This is a genomic window from Nissabacter archeti, from assembly GCF_018257325.1.
GTDB classification, from domain to species: domain Bacteria; phylum Pseudomonadota; class Gammaproteobacteria; order Enterobacterales; family Enterobacteriaceae; genus Chimaeribacter; species Chimaeribacter arupi.
Genome location: NZ_JAERKB010000019.1, coordinates 1 through 18467, shown reverse-complemented (window position 1 = coordinate 18467; position 18467 = coordinate 1). Strand labels below are relative to the sequence as shown.

At 61.7% G+C, this 18467-nt stretch carries 15 protein-coding genes; 9 read left to right on the top strand and 6 right to left on the bottom strand.

The genetic code is table 11. From position 1 onward, the window contains the following. Positions 1–85: 85 nt before the first annotated feature. From bioD to JK232_RS21000, 3 genes are all read right to left on the bottom strand, one after another. Entirely contained in the window at positions 86–754 is a 669-nt protein-coding gene (bioD, locus tag JK232_RS21010; RefSeq protein ID WP_072933219.1) for a dethiobiotin synthase, read from the bottom strand. 171 nt (positions 755–925) lie between these two features. Then, positions 926–2143, bottom strand: a complete 1218-nt coding sequence (mlc, locus tag JK232_RS21005) for a sugar metabolism global transcriptional regulator Mlc (RefSeq protein ID WP_072933217.1) — start codon at positions 2141–2143, stop codon at positions 926–928. Positions 2144–2279: 136 nt separating this feature from the next. Beyond that, the gene (locus tag JK232_RS21000; protein WP_072933284.1) at positions 2280–3185 is read right to left on the bottom strand and encodes a LysR substrate-binding domain-containing protein; all 906 of its coding nucleotides are present in this window, start codon (positions 3183–3185) and stop codon (positions 2280–2282) included. Positions 3186–3315: 130 nt separating this feature from the next. Between JK232_RS21000 and JK232_RS20995 the strand changes: the two genes are divergently transcribed. Together JK232_RS20995 and tus are read left to right on the top strand one after the other, a co-directional pair. After that, positions 3316–4647 carry an MFS transporter gene (locus JK232_RS20995; RefSeq protein WP_072933215.1) on the top strand — a complete coding sequence of 444 codons (1332 nt, stop codon included), beginning with the start codon at positions 3316–3318 and terminating at the stop codon, positions 4645–4647. 161 nt (positions 4648–4808) lie between these two features. Further along, entirely contained in the window at positions 4809–5750 is a 942-nt protein-coding gene (tus, locus tag JK232_RS20990) for a DNA replication terminus site-binding protein (protein ID WP_072933213.1), read from the top strand. A gap of 51 nt (positions 5751–5801) precedes the next feature. Here tus and fumC read toward each other — a convergent pair whose 3' ends face one another. Then, the gene (gene fumC, locus JK232_RS20985) at positions 5802–7199 is read right to left on the bottom strand and encodes a class II fumarate hydratase (protein WP_072933210.1); all 1398 of its coding nucleotides are present in this window, start codon (positions 7197–7199) and stop codon (positions 5802–5804) included. Between the two features lie 215 nt (positions 7200–7414). Here fumC and manA point away from each other — a divergent pair, with 215 nt between their 5' ends. Together manA and JK232_RS20975 are read left to right on the top strand one after the other, a co-directional pair. Next, the gene (manA, locus tag JK232_RS20980; protein WP_072933208.1) at positions 7415–8593 is read left to right on the top strand and encodes a mannose-6-phosphate isomerase; all 1179 of its coding nucleotides are present in this window, start codon (positions 7415–7417) and stop codon (positions 8591–8593) included. Positions 8594–8735: 142 nt separating this feature from the next. Then, entirely contained in the window at positions 8736–10316 is a 1581-nt protein-coding gene (locus tag JK232_RS20975) for a YdgA family protein (protein WP_212589655.1), read from the top strand. 66 nt (positions 10317–10382) lie between these two features. On the opposite strand, the gene malI is transcribed toward JK232_RS20975, so the two are convergent. After that, a complete protein-coding gene (malI, locus tag JK232_RS20970; RefSeq protein WP_072933204.1) occupies positions 10383–11414 on the bottom strand; it encodes a Mal regulon transcriptional regulator MalI in 1032 nt (343 codons plus the stop codon). Between the two features lie 215 nt (positions 11415–11629). On the opposite strand from malI, the gene malX reads away from it, so the two are divergent. Together malX and JK232_RS20960 are read left to right on the top strand one after the other, a co-directional pair. Beyond that, positions 11630–13240, top strand: a complete 1611-nt coding sequence (malX, locus tag JK232_RS20965) for a maltose/glucose-specific PTS transporter subunit IIBC (RefSeq protein ID WP_101828944.1) — start codon at positions 11630–11632, stop codon at positions 13238–13240. 53 nt (positions 13241–13293) lie between these two features. Next, a complete protein-coding gene (locus JK232_RS20960; RefSeq protein ID WP_212589654.1) occupies positions 13294–14490 on the top strand; it encodes a MalY/PatB family protein in 1197 nt (398 codons plus the stop codon). Positions 14491–14536: 46 nt separating this feature from the next. Here the strand turns inward: JK232_RS20960 and JK232_RS20955 are convergent, their stop codons facing one another. Further along, complete coding sequence (locus JK232_RS20955; protein WP_079205337.1) at positions 14537–15268, bottom strand: YoaK family protein; 732 nt, start codon at positions 15266–15268, stop codon at positions 14537–14539. A 342-nt stretch (positions 15269–15610) separates the two neighbouring features. Here JK232_RS20955 and JK232_RS20950 point away from each other — a divergent pair, with 342 nt between their 5' ends. From JK232_RS20950 to add, 3 genes are all read left to right on the top strand, one after another. After that, on the top strand, positions 15611–16156 hold the full coding sequence (locus tag JK232_RS20950; RefSeq protein ID WP_072933195.1) for a YfaZ family outer membrane protein: 546 nt from the start codon (positions 15611–15613) through the stop codon (positions 16154–16156). Between the two features lie 201 nt (positions 16157–16357). Next, positions 16358–17455 (top strand): diguanylate cyclase, encoded by a 1098-nt coding sequence (locus tag JK232_RS20945; RefSeq protein WP_212589653.1) that lies wholly within the window; start codon positions 16358–16360, stop codon positions 17453–17455. Positions 17456–17609: 154 nt separating this feature from the next. Beyond that, positions 17610–18467 (top strand): adenosine deaminase (add, locus tag JK232_RS20940; protein WP_212589652.1); only part of this gene is annotated, 858 nt, incomplete at its 3' end.

Below are 18467 nucleotides of genomic sequence, written 5' to 3'. Positions count from 1 at the left end.
CTGTGAGTATATCAGCCCGCCGCCATACCGGGCGGGCCACAGGGGATTTTTGCGAGGGGTGCCGAAAAGCAGCAAAAAGCGGGGGTCAGAGTGCCAGCGGGCGGAGGTCAAGGAACTGCCCCAGATCGCGCGTTTCCGCCCGCGGCAGGTACGGAATTTCACCCAGCAGCGGCGCAGGCAGCTTGCGGCTGAGCAGATCAATGGTCTGGGCGTAGTGCGCCAGGCAAGGGTTGATGCGGTTTGCCACCCAGCCCAGCAGCGGCAGCCCGTCGTTGAGCACCGCCTGCGCCGTCAGCAGCGCATGGTTCATCCCGCCCTGCTTGATGCCGACCACCAGGATCACCGGCAGTTGCTGCGCGATCACCCAGTCGGCATAGCTGTGCTGCTCATCCAGCAGCGTCCGCCAGCCGCCGCAGCCCTCGACCACCACGCACCCGGCGCGCGCCTTCAGCGTGGCCAGCCCGTCCGACATACGGCTAAACAGCGTGCTGTCAGCCGGGGCGGCGTAAGGCTCATCCTCCGCCAGCGACAGCACATTCAGGGCCTCATACGGCAGGCTTACCGCCGATGAGGCCTGCAACGTCAGCACATCTTTGCTGCGCCAGCCTTCTGCCGTCTCCGTGCACGCCGTGGCAATCGGTTTATACCCCACCGCCTCGGCCCCCTGCGCAGCCAGCGCCTGTAACAGGGCGCGTGAAACGATGGTTTTACCGACATCCGTATCGGTGCCGGTGACAAATACCTGTGTCAACATGGTGGGTCTGCTCCGAAAATCGTGTTGAATCAAAAAATTACCGCAGGCAATACTGCGGTGCTCACGTTATCGGGTCAGTCTAGGGGATGAGGGGCAGGCGCTATCTTGAGATAGCGCAAGGTTTTGTTTGGTGAACATCCATAACTACGGCGAATATGATCTGACCCCGGATTACCCCTGCAACAGCTTGACCAGCAGCGAGCCGTTATAGAGCGCATCCTTGATCAGCGCTGCGCCCGGCATGGTGCCGTGGTTGTGGAAACGGGTCGCTTCCAGTTGCAGCGCCTCACTGTAGCTGGGCAACGATTGCCGGCGGATGCAGGCCATCATCGCCGGGTGGAGGATAGAGGCCGCGCGGTTCAGCGGGGAGCCGACCAGGATTTTATCGGGGTTGAACAGGTTGACCATAATCGCCACGATGCGGCCGACATTGTTGCCGACATCCAGGATCAGGTCCCGCGCCAGCGGGTCGCCGGCCAGCGCCGCATCGCACAGCGCGTCCACCGTCAGCGGCACGCCGTGCAGTTGCGAGCTCATGGAGCCTTTCAGCCGCTGCTGCGCCAGCGCCAGCAAACTGTCGATCCCGGCCACCGTTTCCAGGCAGCCGTGGTTGCCGCAGTAACAGCGCTTGCCGTAAGGGTCGACCTGCACATGGCCGATCTCGGCGACGCTGCGGCTGCCGCTGTGCAGCACCCGGCCGCCGGTGATGATCCCGGCACCGACATGGTGGTCGATGACCACCTGAATCACATTCTGCGAACCGAATGACGCGCCGTACAGCGCTTCGGCCATCGTCCAGGCACCGATATCATGCTGGAGGAACACCGGCACCCCGGTGCGTTGCGCCAGCGCCGGGCCGAGCGGCATCTCATCAACCGGGTAGTAAGGCATACGGTGGACGATCCCGGCCTGGGCATCAATCATGCCCGGCAGGGTGATGGCGATGGCCGTCAGGCGCTCAAGCTGCTGCTGGTGGCGGATGAAAAACTGGTCGATGGCCGCCAGCAGACGATCGAGCAGCGGCTCGTCAGCGTCGGCGGGCAGCGGGAGTTGCTCCTCCACCACCAGCCGGCTGCTGAGATCGCGCAGGGCCAGGGTCAGGTTGCCGGGGCCGATGCGGCCGGAGAGGTAGTGCCAGGCGTCGGTGTCCAGCACCAGCCCTACCGCCGGGCGGCCGCGGCTGCCGACATCCTGGAATTCGGTTTCCTGCACCAGGTGGGCTTCCAGCAATTCACGGACGATTTTGGTGATGCTGGCCGGCGCAAGCTGCGCCAGTTTGGAAAGCTCAATGCGCGAAACCGGCCCGCATTGGTCGATCAGTCGATACACAGCCCCTGCATTGGTTTGTTTGATTTGGTCTATATGCCCAGGCTGCCCATCGACAATCACGTACCTGCTCCTGCTATTTTTCGCGCCTCAAAATAAATCATATTCGACATCCCAATCCATTGGGAGCACAGGCACAACTATTTGATTCGTTATGTGATTTAACGCACAAATTCACCCTGAAATGCGTAAGGGCAGATCACGCCAGCCCGCGATCTTCCAGCAGCAAATCAAGCAGGGCCTGCGCCGGGGCGGCCAGGGGGCGGTGGCGGTGGCTGACCAGCCACACCTGCGTGGCGAAGTGCGGGTCCTCCAGCGGCACGTAACGCACGCCGCTGATGCGCAGCCGCATAAACGAGGCGGGCAGAATCGAGACACCCAACCCCGAGGAGACCAGCCCGATAATGGTCATCGCCTCCCCCACTTCCTGGGTGATATAGGGGCGGATGCCCGCCGCGGCCAGCAGGTCAAGGATCTCGTCATACAGCGCGGTGCCCACCAGCCGGGAGAAGAACACGAACGGCTGGTCGGCCAGCGCCTGTACCGGCAAATGCGACGGATTACCGGCCGCCAGCGGGTGATCCTCCGGCAGCACCGCCACCAGCGGCTCGCGCAGCATCAGCTGGTAGTGCAGCGCCTCGGGCAGCACGGTGTTACGCATCACCCCCAGGTCCAGCTTGCCCTCCAGCAGCGGGCCAATCTGCTGTTTGGTGTTCAGCTCTTCCATCTGGATATGCACATGCGGGTGGAGCTGGCGGAAGCGGCGCAGGCTGCGTGAAATGCTGCCGATAAACGGCGACGAGGAGGTAAAGCCGATGGTCAGTTCGCCGACTTCACCGCGGTGGATGCGCGCCGCCTGCTCGGCCGCGTCATTGACCTGCGCCAGGATCTGGTAGGCATGGCGCAAAAACTGTTCGCCCGCCTGCGTCAGGCTGACGCTGCGGTTGGTGCGGGTCAGCAGGCGGGCGTTAATCTGCTGCTCCAGCGTCTGGATTTGCAGGCTCAGCGGCGGCTGGGAAATGTTGAGCCGTTCCGCCGCCCGGCCAAAGTGCAGCTCCTCTGCCACTGCGATGAAATACCGCAAATGGCGCAGTTCAATGTTCATCATATTTTAAAAGTATCAATTGTGATTATTAATATATTAGACAGAAAAATGTGACCTGCCTATGCTTTCATCACACCAAATTTCTGATGATTTCATTCCCATTTTTGTTTCACCCACATAAGGATTGACCGTGAACAGCCCCCAACGCTCCGTGAACGCCCCTTCTACGAGCGACGCAGCCAATGACAGTGACGCTGCCCACCAACACCCACTGCCGACTGACGCCCGCCGTACCCTGATTATTCCCGCTGCGCCGCGCGCCGCCACCCCGTTTATCAAACGCGGCACGCCACAGTTTATCCGCGTGACGCTGGCGCTGTTTTCCGCCGGGCTGGCGACCTTCGCCCTGCTCTACTGCGTGCAGCCGATTTTGCCGATCCTGTCGCAGGATTTCGGCATCTCGCCCGCCAGCAGCAGCCTCTCGCTTTCGGCATCCACCGGGATGCTGGCGATTGGGTTGCTGTTTACCGGGCCGCTCTCTGATGCGGTAGGACGCAAGCAGGTGATGGGGGTGGCGCTGCTGCTGGCGGCGGTCTGTACGCTGCTCTGTTCGGTAATGACCAGCTGGAACGGCATCCTGCTGATGCGGGCGCTGGTCGGGCTGGCGCTGAGCGGCGTGGCGGCGGTCGCGATGACCTACCTCAGTGAGGAGATCCACCCAAGCGTTGTGGCGTTCTCGATGGGGCTGTATATCAGCGGTAACTCCATCGGCGGCATGAGCGGCCGCCTGGTGTCGGGGGTGTTGTCCGATTTCTTCTCCTGGCGGGTGGCCGTCGGCGTGGTGGGCGTATTTGCCCTGGCAGCGGCGCTGATGTTCTGGCGCATTCTGCCGCCGTCGAAACATTTCCGCCCCGCTTCCCTGCGCCCGCGCAACCTGTTGATCAACTTCCGCCTGCATTTCCGTGATGCCGGGCTGCCGCTGCTGTTTGTGGAAGGCTTTGTGATCATGGGCAGTTTCGTGACGCTGTTTAACTATATCGGTTACCGGCTGCTGGCCCAGCCTTACCATCTCAGCCAGGCGATTGTCGGCGTGCTGTCCGTGGTGTACCTGATGGGCACCTACAGCTCGCCGAAAGCCGGGCTGCTCTCCACCCGCTATGGGCCCGGCCCGGTACTGATGGGGGCCATCGGCATGATGCTGGCCGGGATCCTGCTGACCGGGCTGTCGCCGGTGCCGGTGATCCTGCTCGGGATGATGCTGGTCACCGGCGGCTTTTTCGCCGCGCACTCGGTCGCCAGCGCCTGGATCGGCCGCCGCGCCCGCCGCGCCAAAGGCCAGGCCTCCTCCCTTTACCTCTTCTGCTATTACGCCGGGTCGAGCGTGGCCGGCACCGGCGGCGGCTTCTTCTGGCACAGCTTTGGCTGGCTGGGGGTGGTGGGCTACATCAGCGTGATGCTGCTTGTCGGCCTGGCCGTAGCACTGCGCCTGAAATCCCTGCCGGAAAAACGCGCCCTTGCCTGACCCTGACCGGGTGCCGCGTGCACCCGGCTTTGCCCTTTTTTCCTTCTTTCCCCCTCTGTGATGCCCTGTTTTCCCTGTTAAGCGCATAAAACGGCGAAGTTAAGGTAGCCAGCCTGTTTTATATGCAGTATAAAGTGTGTTGTAACTAATTGGAGGGGTGAATGAGTAACTATGAGCTGATTGGCCGCATGAATGAGTGTTTTCATGAGCTGGAACTGGCACTGGATGACCTTACCCACCTGCTGGGCAAATTACCGTTACAGGATGCACGGGTGTTTGTGCTGCCGGAAATCGAGAAAGGCAAAGAGAATGACCCGGCAGACCAGATTGCCGTCACCCCGCTGATGGGCATTGAGGCGCACCAGCGGGCGTTGCAGCATTTCCGCCGGTTGTTCATCCATGACAATGCTGAAAATATCAGCAGCAAGGCGGCGGTCAGGCTGCCGGGGGTGCTCTGCTACGTGGTGACGCCGGACGAGCAACAGGCGGTGCAGTTGCTGATTGAGGAAGTGAACAAACTGAAGGCGGAGCTGGAACACATCGTGACGGTGGAATCCGGCCTGGAGCGCGAGCAGCGTTTTGACTTTGTGCACACCCACCTGCGCGGGCTGATTACCCTGAACGCCTACCGCACCATCACCTGCCTGCTGGAGCCGGGTTCCGTGCGCTTTGGCTGGGCGAACAAGCACATCATCAAAAACGTGACGCGGGAAGAGATTGTCGAACAGCTTAACCGCAGCCTCAAAGCCGGGCGTGCCGTGGCACCTTATACCCGTGAGCAGTGGGCCGAGCACATCACGCGTGAAATCAATGACGTGATGCGGCTGCCGGAAAATGCGGCGCTGAAGATCCGCCGCCCGGTGAAAGTGCAGCCGATTGCCCGCGCCTGGTACCCGGCGCAGCAGAAGCAGGTGCAGCACCCCTGCCCGATGCCGCTGATTGTGCTGTGCGGCCGCGTCGGTTCGCACGTCAAGGCCCCCAAACTTGGCGCCCTGCCCGACTACGACGCCGCCAACATCAAGCACAAATACCGCCCGGCGGCGCAGCCGCTGCACCTGTTGATCCCGCGTTTGCACCTTTACACCGACCACCTGGTCAACTGACAGGCGTAAAAAAGCCGGCAATCGCCGGCTTTTTGCTTTCCGGGGGACGGCTTACAGCTTCATGCTGCCGACCATCTCTTCCGGGCGCACCCACTCGTCAAACTGTTCTTCCGTCAGGTAGCCCAGTTTCAGCGCGGAGGCTTTCAGCGTCAGCCCCTCTTTGTGCGCCTTTTTGGCGATCTCGGCCGCTTTGTCATAGCCGATGTGGGTGTTCAGGGCGGTGACCAGCATCAGCGACTCATTGAGCAGCTGGGTGATGCGGTCACGGTTTGGCTCAATGCCCACCGCGCAGTGCTCATTGAAGCCGCGCATCCCGTCTGCCAGCAGGCGGATCGATTGCAGGAAGTTATGGATCACCATCGGGCGGAACACGTTCAGCTCGAAGTTACCGGACGCACCGCCGATGTTGACGGCCACGTCGTTGCCCATGACCTGCGCGCACAGCATGGTCATCGCTTCGCACTGGGTTGGGTTGACTTTGCCCGGCATGATGGAGCTGCCCGGCTCATTTTCCGGGATGGAGATTTCGCCGATGCCGCAACGCGGGCCGGAGGAGAGCCAGCGCACATCGTTGGCGATCTTCATCAGCGAGGCCGCCAGCCCTTTCAGCGCGCCGTGGCCGTGCACCAGTGCGTCACAGGTTGCCAGCGCCTCGAACTTGTTCGGCGCGGTGACAAACGGCTGGCCGGTGAGGTCAGCCAGCGCTTTCGCCACACGTTCGGCGTATTCCGGGTGGGTGTTCAGGCCGGTGCCGACCGCGGTGCCGCCCAGTGCCAGCTCGCACAGGTGCGGGATGGAGGCTTCAATATGCTTCAGGTTGTGGGCCAGCATCGCCACCCAGCCGGAAATCTCCTGGCCCAGGGTCAGCGGCGTGGCGTCCTGCAGGTGGGTACGGCCGATTTTGACGATGTCTTTGAACGCGTCGGCTTTGTCAGAGAGCGTTTGTTGCAGGGTTTTCAGCTCCGGCAGCAGGGTTTCACGCACGGCGATCACCGCCGCGACGTGCATCGCCGTCGGGAAGACGTCGTTGGAACTCTGGCTCTTGTTGACGTCATCGTTCGGGTGCACCCGGCGGCCGTCACCGCGCTCACCGCCCAGCAGCTCGCTGGCGCGGTTGGCCAGCACTTCATTCATGTTCATGTTGGTCTGGGTGCCGGAACCGGTCTGCCAGACTGACAGCGGGAACTCATTGCTGTGCTTGTCAGCCAGCACTTCGTCTGCGGCTTGCAGGATCGCGTTGCCGCGCTCAGCCGGCAACAGGCCCAAATCCATATTGACGCTGGCGGCGGCGCGTTTGGTCTGCGCCAGGGCGTGGATCAGCGCAGTGGGCATTTTTTCCGAGGAAATGCGGAAATGCTCTAATGAACGCTGGGTTTGCGCGCCCCACAACTGTTCTGCAGGAACTTCAATCGGCCCCATTGAGTCTTTTTCAATGCGAGTGGCTGCCATTACTTTCTCCTTAGATACATAGCACATAAATGAATGTGCCGCGGACGTTCCCATCAGTCCCACGGCACAGCCTAGTATAGTGACACAGAAAAGCAGCGCATTATGCGACGCAGTTTGATTTATTAGATTTTCCTTATTGATAATCACCTGTACTCACTGTTTACTAAACAGAATTTTCAAAATCCCCCTATTTTCTTCATGAGCAGGATAGCCACATGCAAAAGATGCACAACGCGGTTCAGAACTATGCCTGGGGCAGCCCGGATGCGCTGACCCGCCTGTATGGTATTGCCAACCCGCAGGGCAAGCCGATGGCCGAACTCTGGATGGGCGCGCACCCTAAAAGCAGCTCCCAGGTCACGGATGCGCAGGGCAACCGCCGTGCGCTGCGCGACGTGATCGGGGATGACCCGGCCACCTGGCTCGGCCGCGCGGTAGCCGATCGCTTCGGCGAACTGCCGTTCCTGTTCAAGGTGCTGTGCGCTGACCAGCCGCTGTCGATTCAGGTACACCCGAGCAAAGCCGCGGCGGAAGTCGGGTTTGCCAAAGAGAACGAGGCCGGGATCCCGCTGGATGCCGCCGAGCGCAACTACAAAGACGCCAACCACAAGCCGGAGCTGGTGTTTGCCCTGACGCCGTTCCAGGCGCTGAACGGTTTCCGTGAGCTGAGCGACATCATCTCCCTGCTGCAACCGGTGGCCGGTGCGCACCCGGACATCGCCGCGTTCCTGCAACACCCGGACGCCGATCACCTGGCGACGCTGTTCGCCGGGCTGCTGAGCATGGAAGGCGAAACCAAATCCCTGGCGCTGGGCGTGCTGAAAGCCGCCCTGAACAGCCAGCAGGGTGAAACCTGGGATGCCATCCGCAGCATCGCCACTTTCTACCCGGATGACAGCGGCCTGTTCTCGCCGCTGCTGCTGAATGTCATCACCCTCCAGCCGGGCGAAGGGATGTTCCTGTATGCCGAAACCCCGCACGCCTACCTGAACGGCGTGGCGCTGGAAGTGATGGCCAACTCCGACAACGTGCTGCGCGCCGGGCTGACGCCGAAATATATCGACATCCCGGAACTGATGGCGAACCTGAAGTTTGAGCCGAAACCCGCCGCCACCCTGCTGACTCAGCCGGCGCAGCGCGGCAGCGAGCTGAATTTCCCGATCCCGGTCGAGGATTTCGCCTTCTCGCTGCATGACCTCTCTGCCGAACCGCAAACGCTGGCCCAACAGAGCGCGGCAATCGTGTTCTGCGTGGAAGGCGAAACCGTGCTGGAGAAAAACGGCGAGCAGGTCGTGCTGAAGCCGGGCGAATCCTGCTTTATCGGCGCATTTGAATCCCCGGTGAACGTGAGCGGCATCGGCCGTATTGCGCGGGTGTTCAACCAGCTGGGTTGATTCCCCCCGACGCCGCGCCCCATTTCTTGCTAAACTGGGGCCGGCCAGTTAACGAAAAACGCCTGCGGGCGTTTTTTTTTGCCGGCAGCGCGTGGACATTTTGCACGGACCTTTTCCGTGCCCAAAAAAGGATGAGCGGATTATGAAAAAATCGTTAGTTGCCGTGAGTGTGATTGTGGTGCTGGGCGCTGCCTGGACCGGCGCGGCCTGGTACACCGGCAAACAGTTCGAACAGCGCATCGGCGACATCGTGGCGCAGGCGAACAGCCAGATCGCCTCGCAGTTCCCACAGGCGGGCGTACGGCTGGTGTACCAGGATTACCAGCGCCACCTGTTCAGCAGCCGCGCGCGCTTTGTGCTCCAGCCGGACCCGGCGGCACAAGGGGAGAAAGCCCTGAAACCGGGCGAGGAAGTGGCGTTTAATGAATCCATCGACCACGGCCCGTTCCCGCTGGCGCAGCTGAAGAAATTCAACCTGATCCCGGCGATGGCCTCCGTGCACAGCGAGCTGGCCAACACCGCCGCCGTCAAGGGGCTGTTTGAGATGACCAAGGGCGTCTCCCCGGCCACCGCCGAGACGCGCATCGCCTACAGTGGTGATACCGAATCCGCCATTACCCTGGTGCCGATCGACTACCAGAACAATGCCACCCGCCTGCAATTCTCCGGTGCGACGGTGAATGCCGATGTCTCCCGCGACGGTGACCGCATCAAAGCTGACGCCAGCAGCGACAGCATTGCCCTGACCTCGCGCAACCAGTTCGGCCAGCTGGAGAAAATTACCCTCTCCGGCGTGAACGCCGCCGGCAATACCCACAAAGGCACGGCCCAGATTGGCCTGGGCGAACAGCACCTGACCGCCAGACAGGTTATCTTCAATGTGGAAGGCAAAGATGCCGCCACGCTGGAGGATGTCCGCCTCAACAGCAACTTCGGCGAGCAGAACAACGCGATTAACGGCCAACTGGACTACAGCCTCGGTGCGCTGAAAGTCCAGGGGGCGGATCTCGGTTCCGGCAAGCTGACGGTGAAACTGGACAAGCTCGACAGCGCCGCGCTCAAGCAGTTCTCCGACAACTATAACCAGCAGGCGATGCAGCTGATGCAGCAGGGCGAACAGCTTGACCCTGAGGTGTACCAGGCCCAGGCGGCCGCGCTGTTCAGCCAGAACCTGCCGTTGCTGCTGAAAGGCAGCCCGAGCATCAGCGTCAGCCCGCTGAGCTGGAAAAACAGCGCCGGTGAAAGCACCTTCACGCTGAACCTGAACTTCAGCGACCCGGCAGCGGGCCAGCCTGCCGCCCAGACGCAGGATCAGCTGATTGCCCAACTGGTACGTAACCTGGATGCCACCCTGACCATCCCGATGCCGATGGCGACCCAGATGGCGACCCAGATCGGTAAAATGCAGGGATACAGTGAAGAGGAAGCGGGGAAGCTGGCGAAACAGCAGGTGCAGGGCCTGGCGGCGATGGGCCAGATGTTCAAACTGACCACCGTGAAAGATGACACCATCACCACCCGCTTCCACTTTGCCGATAACATCGTTGACCTGAACGGCCAGAAGATGACGCTGCAACAGTTTGCCGGCCTGTTCGGCATCTTTGGCGGCCCGGCTGACGTGGCCCCGGCCCCGCAGGCCGCCCCGGCCGTGCCGCCGTCACCGCTGGCACCTGTCCCGGCCCCGGCTCCGGCTCCGGCTCCGGCTCCGGCTCCGGCACAATAAGCCACACAGCCTGCTGACCAACCGGCCCCTGGGCCGGTTTTTTTATGCGCGCGTTTTATGCCCCGGTTATCCCGGTGCGCGGGCGATAAGCACAGGGGCGACCACCCACTGTTGCGGCGTGGCGTCAGGGTTGTCAATCCGCTGGAGCAGCCTTTCCGCCGCGCTGCGCCCCACCTCGCGCCCGGCGGCAGAGACGCGCGTCAGCGGCAGTTCCGCCAGCGCGTCATCTGCGTCCTCGCCAAAACCGGCCAGCGCCACCTGCGGCGAATACAGCCCCTCCAGCGCCTGCCCGCCGACGTTGCGCCCGGCATTCAGCACGCCGAAATAGGCGCCGAGGGTCACTGCCGCGTCATGGCAGACCAGTGCGGTGATCTGCGGGTAACGGCGTAACAGCGCCTCCACTTTCGCCGCCATGCCGTGCCGGTGTACCCCACTCTCCACCATCCACTCCGGGCGGAACGGCAACCCGTACTGCAACAGGGTGGCGCAGAAACCGCCCAGCCGCTCAGCGCGCGTCAGGGAGTGCCCGGCCCCGCCGATGTAGGCGATCTGCTTATGCCCTTCGGCGACCAGGTGCCCGGTCGCCAGCCGCGCCGCCAGCTGGTTATCCGGCCGCACCAGATCCATCCCCTCCAGCGCATTGGCGCGCGCCGCACACACCAGCGGCACCCCGGCCGCCGCGGCGCGTTGGCGCACATCCGGCCCGTGCAACAGGTTTCCGGCCAGCACGATGCCGTCCACGCCCTGTTTCAGCAGGCTCTCTGCCGCCCGCAAACTGCCCAGCCCCTCGCGGCCGCTCTGGGTCAGGAACAGTACCCGCGCCTGCGCCTCCAGCACCTCACTCAACCCGGCCGTGACCTCGGCATAAAACGGGTCGCAGACGTCACGCACAATCAGCCCAATCACGCCGGAGCGGCCGCCGCGCAGCGTCACCGCCTGCCGGTTCGGCACATAGCCCAACGCCTGGATCGCCTGCTGCACCCTGGCGGCGGTCTGTGGGGAGATGCGCCCCTTGCCGCTGACCACCAGCGACACGGTGGTGACAGACACCCCGGCGTGGTCAGCCACATCGTTGATGGTGATCTTTTTTGGCGTCATAGGCCTTTACCTGTCAGCAACTCACGAAAAATTAAAACGAAAGCGGGCATTGTACCCCGGCAGCCCACGTTTTGCCGTGCCGATACACAGCACTGAGCAACTGTGATCCGCCCCGCAGACCACAATGGTAAAACGTTTTATCTTATTTTACCCGATTTAACACGGCATTTTATCCAGTTTACTTCCCGTTTACCTGACGTTTGCAAGGAGCATCTATGTCTGTGCCCACCCGGCCCAAAATCACCCTCTGGGAGTTTTTCCAGAGCCTCGGCAAAACCTTTATGCTGCCGGTTGCCCTGCTCTCTTTTTGCGGCATCCTGCTTGGCATCGGCAGTTCACTCAGCAGCCGTGATGTCATCACCCTGTTACCGGCGCTCGGCCACCCGCTGTTCCAGTTGCTGTTTACCTGGATGAGCAAAGTCGGTTCCTTTGCCTTCAGCTTCCTGCCGGTGATGTTTGCCATCGCCATTCCGCTCGGCATGGCGCGGGACAATAAAGGCGTGGCGGCATTCTCTGGTTTTGTCGGCTTTGCGGTACTGAACCTCGCCACCAACTTCTACCTCACCGCCAACGGTGTGCTGCCGACCAGCGACCCGCAAGTGCTGAAAGCCAACAACATCCAGATGATCCTGGGGATCCCCTCCATCGACACCGGGATCCTCGGCGCGGTGATTGTCGGGGTGCTGGTGTACCTGCTGCATTCGCGCTTCCATACCATCCGCCTGCCGGATGCCCTGGCGTTTTTCGGCGGCACGCGTTTTGTGCCGATCATTACCACCGTGGTGCTGGGCATCGCCGGGCTGCTGGTGCCGCTGGTCTGGCCGTGGTTTGCCGCCGGGATCAGCGCGCTGGGGCGGATGATCAGCGGGGCCGGGATGTTCGGGCCGATGATTTTCGGCAGCGGCGAGCGGCTGTTGCTGCCGTTTGGCCTGCACCACATTCTGGTGGCGCTGATCCGCTTCACCGAGGCGGGCGGTACACTGGAGGTCTGCGGCCAGCCGGTGAGCGGCGCGCTGACCATCTTCCAGGCGCAACTCTCCTGCCCGGAGACGCACGGCTTTGCCAACAGCGCCACCCGCTTCCTGTCACAGGGTAAGATGCCGGCGTTCCTTGGCGGCCTGCCGGGTGCCGCACTGGCGATGTACCACTGCGCCCGCCCCGGTAACCGGCATAAGGTGAAAGGGTTGCTGATCTCCGGTGTGGTTGCCTGCGTGATTGGCGGCACCACAGAGCCGATTGAGTTCCTGTTCCTGTTTGTGGCCCCGGTGCTCTACCTGATCCACGCGCTGCTGACCGGGCTGGGCTTTACCATGATGGCGCTGCTGGGCGTCACCATCGGCAACACTGACGGCAACCTGATCGACTTCGTGGTGTTCGGCATCCTGCACGGCACCGCCACCAAATGGTATTGGGTGCCGGTGGTGGCTGCGGTGTGGTTCGCCGTCTACTACGGGCTGTTCCGTTTTGCCATTCTGCGCTTCAACCTCAACACCCCCGGCCGCGAGCCGGACAGCAGCGAAAGCGTCAGTGTTGCCCCAGCCACCAGCGGCAGCAAATCGGGCTACAACACCCCGGCGATCCTGGCGGCCCTGGGCGGCGCGGGCAACATTATCTCGCTGGATAACTGCATCACCCGGTTACGCCTGTCGGTCAACGAGATGGCGGCGGTGGATGACGCGGCGCTGAAAGCGTTGCGGGCGATTGGTGTGGTGCACCTGAATGAGCATAACGTGCAGGTGGTGATTGGCCCGCAGGTGCAATCGGTCAAAGATGAGCTGGACGCGCTGATCGCCGTTGAGCGGCAGGCCCCATTAGTGACAGCGTAACGTCATGGGGCGGCCTGACCGCCCCGCTGACGCCAAGAACAAAGGAAAGGGATATGGTTGATTTTTCTACCCCGGTTGACCGGCACGGCACCTGGTGCACGCAGTGGGACTTTGTTGCCGACCGCTTCGGCCGGGCAGACCTGCTGCCGTTTACCATCTCAGACATGGATTTCCCCACCGCACCCTGTGTGCTGGCCGCCCTGCAACAGCGGCTGGCACACGGCGTGCTGGGCTACAGCCGCTGGCAGCATGAGGATTTCCTCGGCGCACTGCGCCACTGGTATCAGTCGCGCTTTGACACCCCTGTCGATACCCGGATGGCGGTGTACGGCCCGTCAGTTATCTATATGGTGGCCGAACTTATCCGGCTCTGGTCAGCGCCCGGTGAGGGCGTGGTGATCCACACCCCTGCCTATGATGCCTTTTACAAGGCGATTGAAGGCAACCAACGGCAGGTACTGGCCTGCCCGCTCACTCGTGACAACGTCACCTGGCGAGCCGATATGGCCCACCTGGAGGCGCTGCTGGCGCGGCCGGAATGCAAAATCCTGCTGCTGTGCAGCCCGCATAACCCGACCGGCAAAGTCTGGCAGGCGGACGAATTGCAGCAGATGGCACGGCTGTGTGAACGCCACGGCGTGCGGGTGATCAGCGATGAAATCCATATGGATATGGTCTGGGGCGACAACCGCCACCTGCCCTGGCCACAGGTGGCGCGCACGCCGTGGGCACTGCTGACCTCCGCCTCGAAATCCTTCAATATCCCGGCGCTGACCGGTGCCTATGGCTTTATCAGTGACAACGTCACGCGTGAGGCTTACCTGGCGCACCTGAAAGGGCGTGACGGCCTCTCCTCCCCTGCGGTGCTGGCGCTGGTGGCACACATTGCCGCTTACCGGGAGGGTGCACCGTGGCTGGATGACCTGCGCCGCTATCTGGCGGGGAACCTGCGGCACCTGGCAGCGCGGCTCAACAGCGCGTTCCCACAGCTTAACTGGCAGCCGCCGCAGGCCACCTACCTCGCCTGGCTCGATCTGCGGCCGCTGGCGCTGGATGACCAGCGGCTCCAGCAGGTACTGATTGAGCAGGAGCGCGTCGCGATCATGGCGGGCACCACCTATGGCGCAGAGGGTGCCGGTTTCCTGCGGCTGAATGTGGGCTGCCCGCGCAGCAAGCTGGACGCCGGAATCACGGCCCTGATTAACGCCCTCACCACTTTGCTCCCCCCGCCTGACACGGCCGGGCGATAAAAAAGCCGCCTGCGGGCGGCTTTTTGTTAAGGGTATCCCCCAAGGATCAATAGAGGCTCTTGCGTGCGGTGCGCAGGGTATCCACCAGCGACAACAATGCCACCCCCACCAGGAAAATCCCCAGCATGGTCATTGCATTAAAGCCGAACTCCTTGAACAGCAACAGGCCGGCGATACAGCCTGAGAGGAAGGAGAACACGGTGGTCAGGTGCGTGTTCAGCTGTTTCTTGTGTGGGCGGCGGTCGTCCGGCGCGGCACGGGTTATCAGTGAGGAGACAAAGGAGCCGAGCGCGATACCAGCGTCCGTCAGGGTGCCGGTGATGTGGGTTGAGCGTACCCGGCCATTGGAGATCTGCGTGGAGGTGGAGTTGTGGATGCCCATCAGGAAGCCCAGCAACACCAGGATCTCGCGGTTATTGTGCGGCGAGTAGCGCATCGCCTCAAACACCGACGTCAGGGTCAGCGCCACCCCTTCCGCCAGAATCACAAAGCAGTAAATGGTGCGTATTTTATTGCGCAAACCGGCGTCCACCACAAAACGGGCGCTGGCCGACCCAATCACAAAGGCGGTAATCAGCACCGCCAGAAACACCAAATCGTTAAGGTCAGAACTCGACACTTCACTGGAAATCTGTGAGGCGTTGCCGGTCATGTGGGAGGGAAAAAAACCAAACGCCCCCAACGCCATCGCGTTCAATATGCCTGCCGTGGTGGCCAGCACCAGCGCCAGATAACGATCTTCCGTATGCGATCTCACCCGTTTCTTTTTTATCAGCACATTACCACCCGTTATCTCATGTTTTGGACAAGGCATCCTGCAAACGGCGATGCTCCCTACAGCATATAACCTGGCAGCGGGTCTGTGAGGCGGCGAGCAAAAATTGATCTAGATCAATTTGTTACATTTACTTTCATTTATCAAGTTGTCGCAGTTTTTTATCGAGAAATGTAAAGATGCCCGCCCGGCCCGGTGCGTACGCGCGATCATCAGGCGGATTAACGGCAACATTTCCTTTAATGAAACATATTATTACGTAAATGTTACTGAATAACGTTGTCTGTCCTGCCCCGGCTGTTTACCCTTTCCGCCGTTATTTATTGTCCTTAAGGGAGTGGAAGTATGTTTAAGCAACTTGTTACCGGGAGTGTGGTCAGCCTGGTGCTGATGAGCGGTGCTGCGCAGGCCATCGAAGGCAGCGTGGATGTGGGTGAACACAACACCAACCTGAATGTGGGCCTGGGCACTACCTCCCCCGGCCTGTTCCTGAAAGGTAACTGGCTGCGCAGCGATCACGACGGCAGCACCACCGGCGTGGCGCTGGGCTACAACATTGATGCCGGCCCGCTGCGTGTGGCCCCGACGGCCAAAGCCCTGTTCACCCACCCGGAAGACGGTAAAGACGGCTTCGGCGTGGCCGTGGGTGCCGGTGCACAATACAGCTTCAACAACATGTGGGGCCTGTATGGCGAGTACTACTACGCGCCGGAAGCGTTCTCCGACCATCTGGACAACTATCAGGAAGCCTCCGGCGGCCTGAGCTTCACGCCGATCTCCCTGCTGAACCTGCGTGTGGGTTACCAGTACGTTGAGCTGGACAACAAGGGCGGCCGCAAGGACAACGTCCTGGTTGACGGCCCTTACGTTGGCGCCTCCCTGCGTTTCTGACCGGTTTTTTCCGGCCATCACCGGGCGGCCACGGCGGCCCGGTTTCCTGCTTTCCCGCATAACATGCTTTCCTGCCTGATAAAAGCCGGAAAAGCGCCACAGGCATCGCGTTGTTCCTATAAGAAAATTCGCAAAATATGATCTGGTTTCTGTTAAAAAACCGGTAAACTGCCTGTTACCTTCCTGCTACGTTGTCCCCCCATGAACTATTACTCCCCTGACGACAGTCACCTGACGTTACGTGCTCTCCGGTTTGTGCGCCGGATGTTTATCATGCGTCAGTTGGGTACCTTCTTATGCTTTATCCCGATCCTGTCGGTGCTGCTGGCGATAAAAAGCCATCAGGATTTCTGTATCCTGTTGGGGGTGAATGCTTTTGTCTGGCCCGTGGTGGCTTACCGGCTGGCGCGCGCAGCCCCGGACCCGATAGGCCGGGAGCGCCGCCATTTGACCCTGGACGCCGCTTTCGGCGGGGTGTGGGTGGCGCTGATGGGCTTAAGCCCCGTCCCTTCGCTGATTATCATGGCGATCCTGGCGGCTGACCGCTACTCGGCGGGCGGCTGGCCGCAGCTGAAACCGGCGCTGGCGGCCTTTTTCGCGGCGTTCCTGCTGGTCTGGACGGCCGCCGGGATGCCGCTGCACCTTACGTTCAGCACGCTGACCGTGTGGCTGACCCTGCCGCTGGCCACCTGCTATATCCTGGCGCTCAGCGCGGTGTCATACCACCTGACCCTGAGCCTGCGCAGCAAAAACCGCGAGCTGGAGCGGATCGCCCTGATGGACCCCGGTTTGCAAATCCCTAACCGCCGGTTGTTTGAACGGCGGCTGGAGAGTGAGCTGTTGCGCACCCGGCGCGGTGAGAGCGCCGCCTACCTGATGATCCTGGATGTTGACCGCTTCAAGCAGGTCAACGATACCTTCGGCCATGAAACCGGGGATTTCCTGCTGGCGGAGATCTCCGCGCTGCTGCGCAAAGAGGTCGGGCTGGAGGATATCCCTGCCCGTTTCGGCGGCGATGAGCTGGGGGTGATTGTGCGCAACGCCGATGATACGCGCATCCTGATGCTGGCAGAGAGGTTGCGGGAGAAAATCGCCCGTATCCGCTTGCCCGCGTCCGCCACGTTCCACTGTTCGGTGAGCATCGGCATTGCCCCGGCCGGTGACGCCGCGTCGATCCATGAATGGTTGCGCAACGCAGACCACGCGCTCTACCACGTCAAACGCAGTGGCCGTAACGGTGTTTTTCTGGCGGAAGGTATACCGGTTAACATCACAGAAACGGCGTCATTGGTGAAATAACCGCCAGAACAGGTTGCAGAGAAATGCGATGCAGCACGCAATAATGTGATTATCGTCACTTTCTACTGCAACCTGATGGAAATTTTCATCCATTTGTTTTTATACTGATATGCACTTTTACCTATCACGGTTTACTGACCTAAGAGTGCACATCATGATTGATCCCCGCCTGCCCCTGACTGATATCCACCGCCACCTTGACGGCAACATCCGTGCACAAACCATCCTGGAACTGGGCCGCCAGTTCAACCACCCCCTGCCGGCCAATGAGCTGGAGGCGCTGCGCCCGCATGTGCAGGTCATGAAAAATGAACCGGATCTGGTGAGTTTCCTGCAAAAGCTGGATCTGGGCGTGGCGGTGCTCGGCTCGCTGGACGCGTGCCGCCGCATCGCCTATGAAAACGTGGAAGACGCCGCCAGGGCCGGCATCCACTACGCCGAGCTGCGTTTCTCACCGGGTTACATGGCGCTGACCCACAACCTGCCGGTCGAGGGTGTGGTCGAGGCGGTGATTGACGGCGTGCGAGCCGGCAGCCGTGATGCCGGCACTGACGTGCGGCTGATCGGCATCATGAGCCGCACCTTTGGCGAAGAGGCCTGCCTGCGTGAACTGGACGGCCTGCTGGCCAACCGCGACGGCATCACCGCGCTGGATCTGGCCGGGGATGAGCTCGGTTTCCCCGGCAGCCTGTTCCTCAGCCACTTCACCCGCGCGCGTGACGCCGGGCTGCGCATCACCGTGCACGCCGGGGAAGCCGCCGGGCCGGACAGCATCTGGCAGGCGATCCGTGAACTGGGCGCAGAGCGCATCGGCCACGGCGTGAAAGCGGTGGAAGACCCGGCGCTGATGGATTTCCTCGCGGCACATCAGATCGGCATCGAATCCTGCCTGACCTCCAACATCCAGACCAGCACCGTCTCCTCGCTGGCCGCACACCCGCTGGCCCCGTTGCTGAAAGAGACGGATCTGCGTGACGCCTTCACCCACCCGGCGTTCGATCAGGGCGGCTAT

Excerpts from the sequence above, each read along its gene's own strand:
- bioD (WP_072933219.1), bottom strand. The coding sequence starts at position 754 with ATGTTGACACAGGTATTTGTCACCGGCACCGATACGGATGTCGGTAAA.
- JK232_RS21000 (WP_072933284.1), bottom strand. The coding sequence starts at position 3,185 with ATGAACATTGAACTGCGCCATTTGCGGTATTTCATCGCAGTGGCAGAG.
- tus (WP_072933213.1), top strand. The coding sequence starts at position 4,809 with ATGAGTAACTATGAGCTGATTGGCCGCATGAATGAGTGTTTTCATGAG.
- fumC (WP_072933210.1), bottom strand. The coding sequence starts at position 7,199 with ATGGCAGCCACTCGCATTGAAAAAGACTCAATGGGGCCGATTGAAGTT.
- manA (WP_072933208.1), top strand. The coding sequence starts at position 7,415 with ATGCAAAAGATGCACAACGCGGTTCAGAACTATGCCTGGGGCAGCCCG.
- JK232_RS20975 (WP_212589655.1), top strand. The coding sequence starts at position 8,736 with ATGAAAAAATCGTTAGTTGCCGTGAGTGTGATTGTGGTGCTGGGCGCT.
- malI (WP_072933204.1), bottom strand. The coding sequence starts at position 11,414 with ATGACGCCAAAAAAGATCACCATCAACGATGTGGCTGACCACGCCGGG.
- malX (WP_101828944.1), top strand. The coding sequence starts at position 11,630 with ATGTCTGTGCCCACCCGGCCCAAAATCACCCTCTGGGAGTTTTTCCAG.
- JK232_RS20960 (WP_212589654.1), top strand. The coding sequence starts at position 13,294 with ATGGTTGATTTTTCTACCCCGGTTGACCGGCACGGCACCTGGTGCACG.
- JK232_RS20950 (WP_072933195.1), top strand. The coding sequence starts at position 15,611 with ATGTTTAAGCAACTTGTTACCGGGAGTGTGGTCAGCCTGGTGCTGATG.
- JK232_RS20945 (WP_212589653.1), top strand. The coding sequence starts at position 16,358 with ATGAACTATTACTCCCCTGACGACAGTCACCTGACGTTACGTGCTCTC.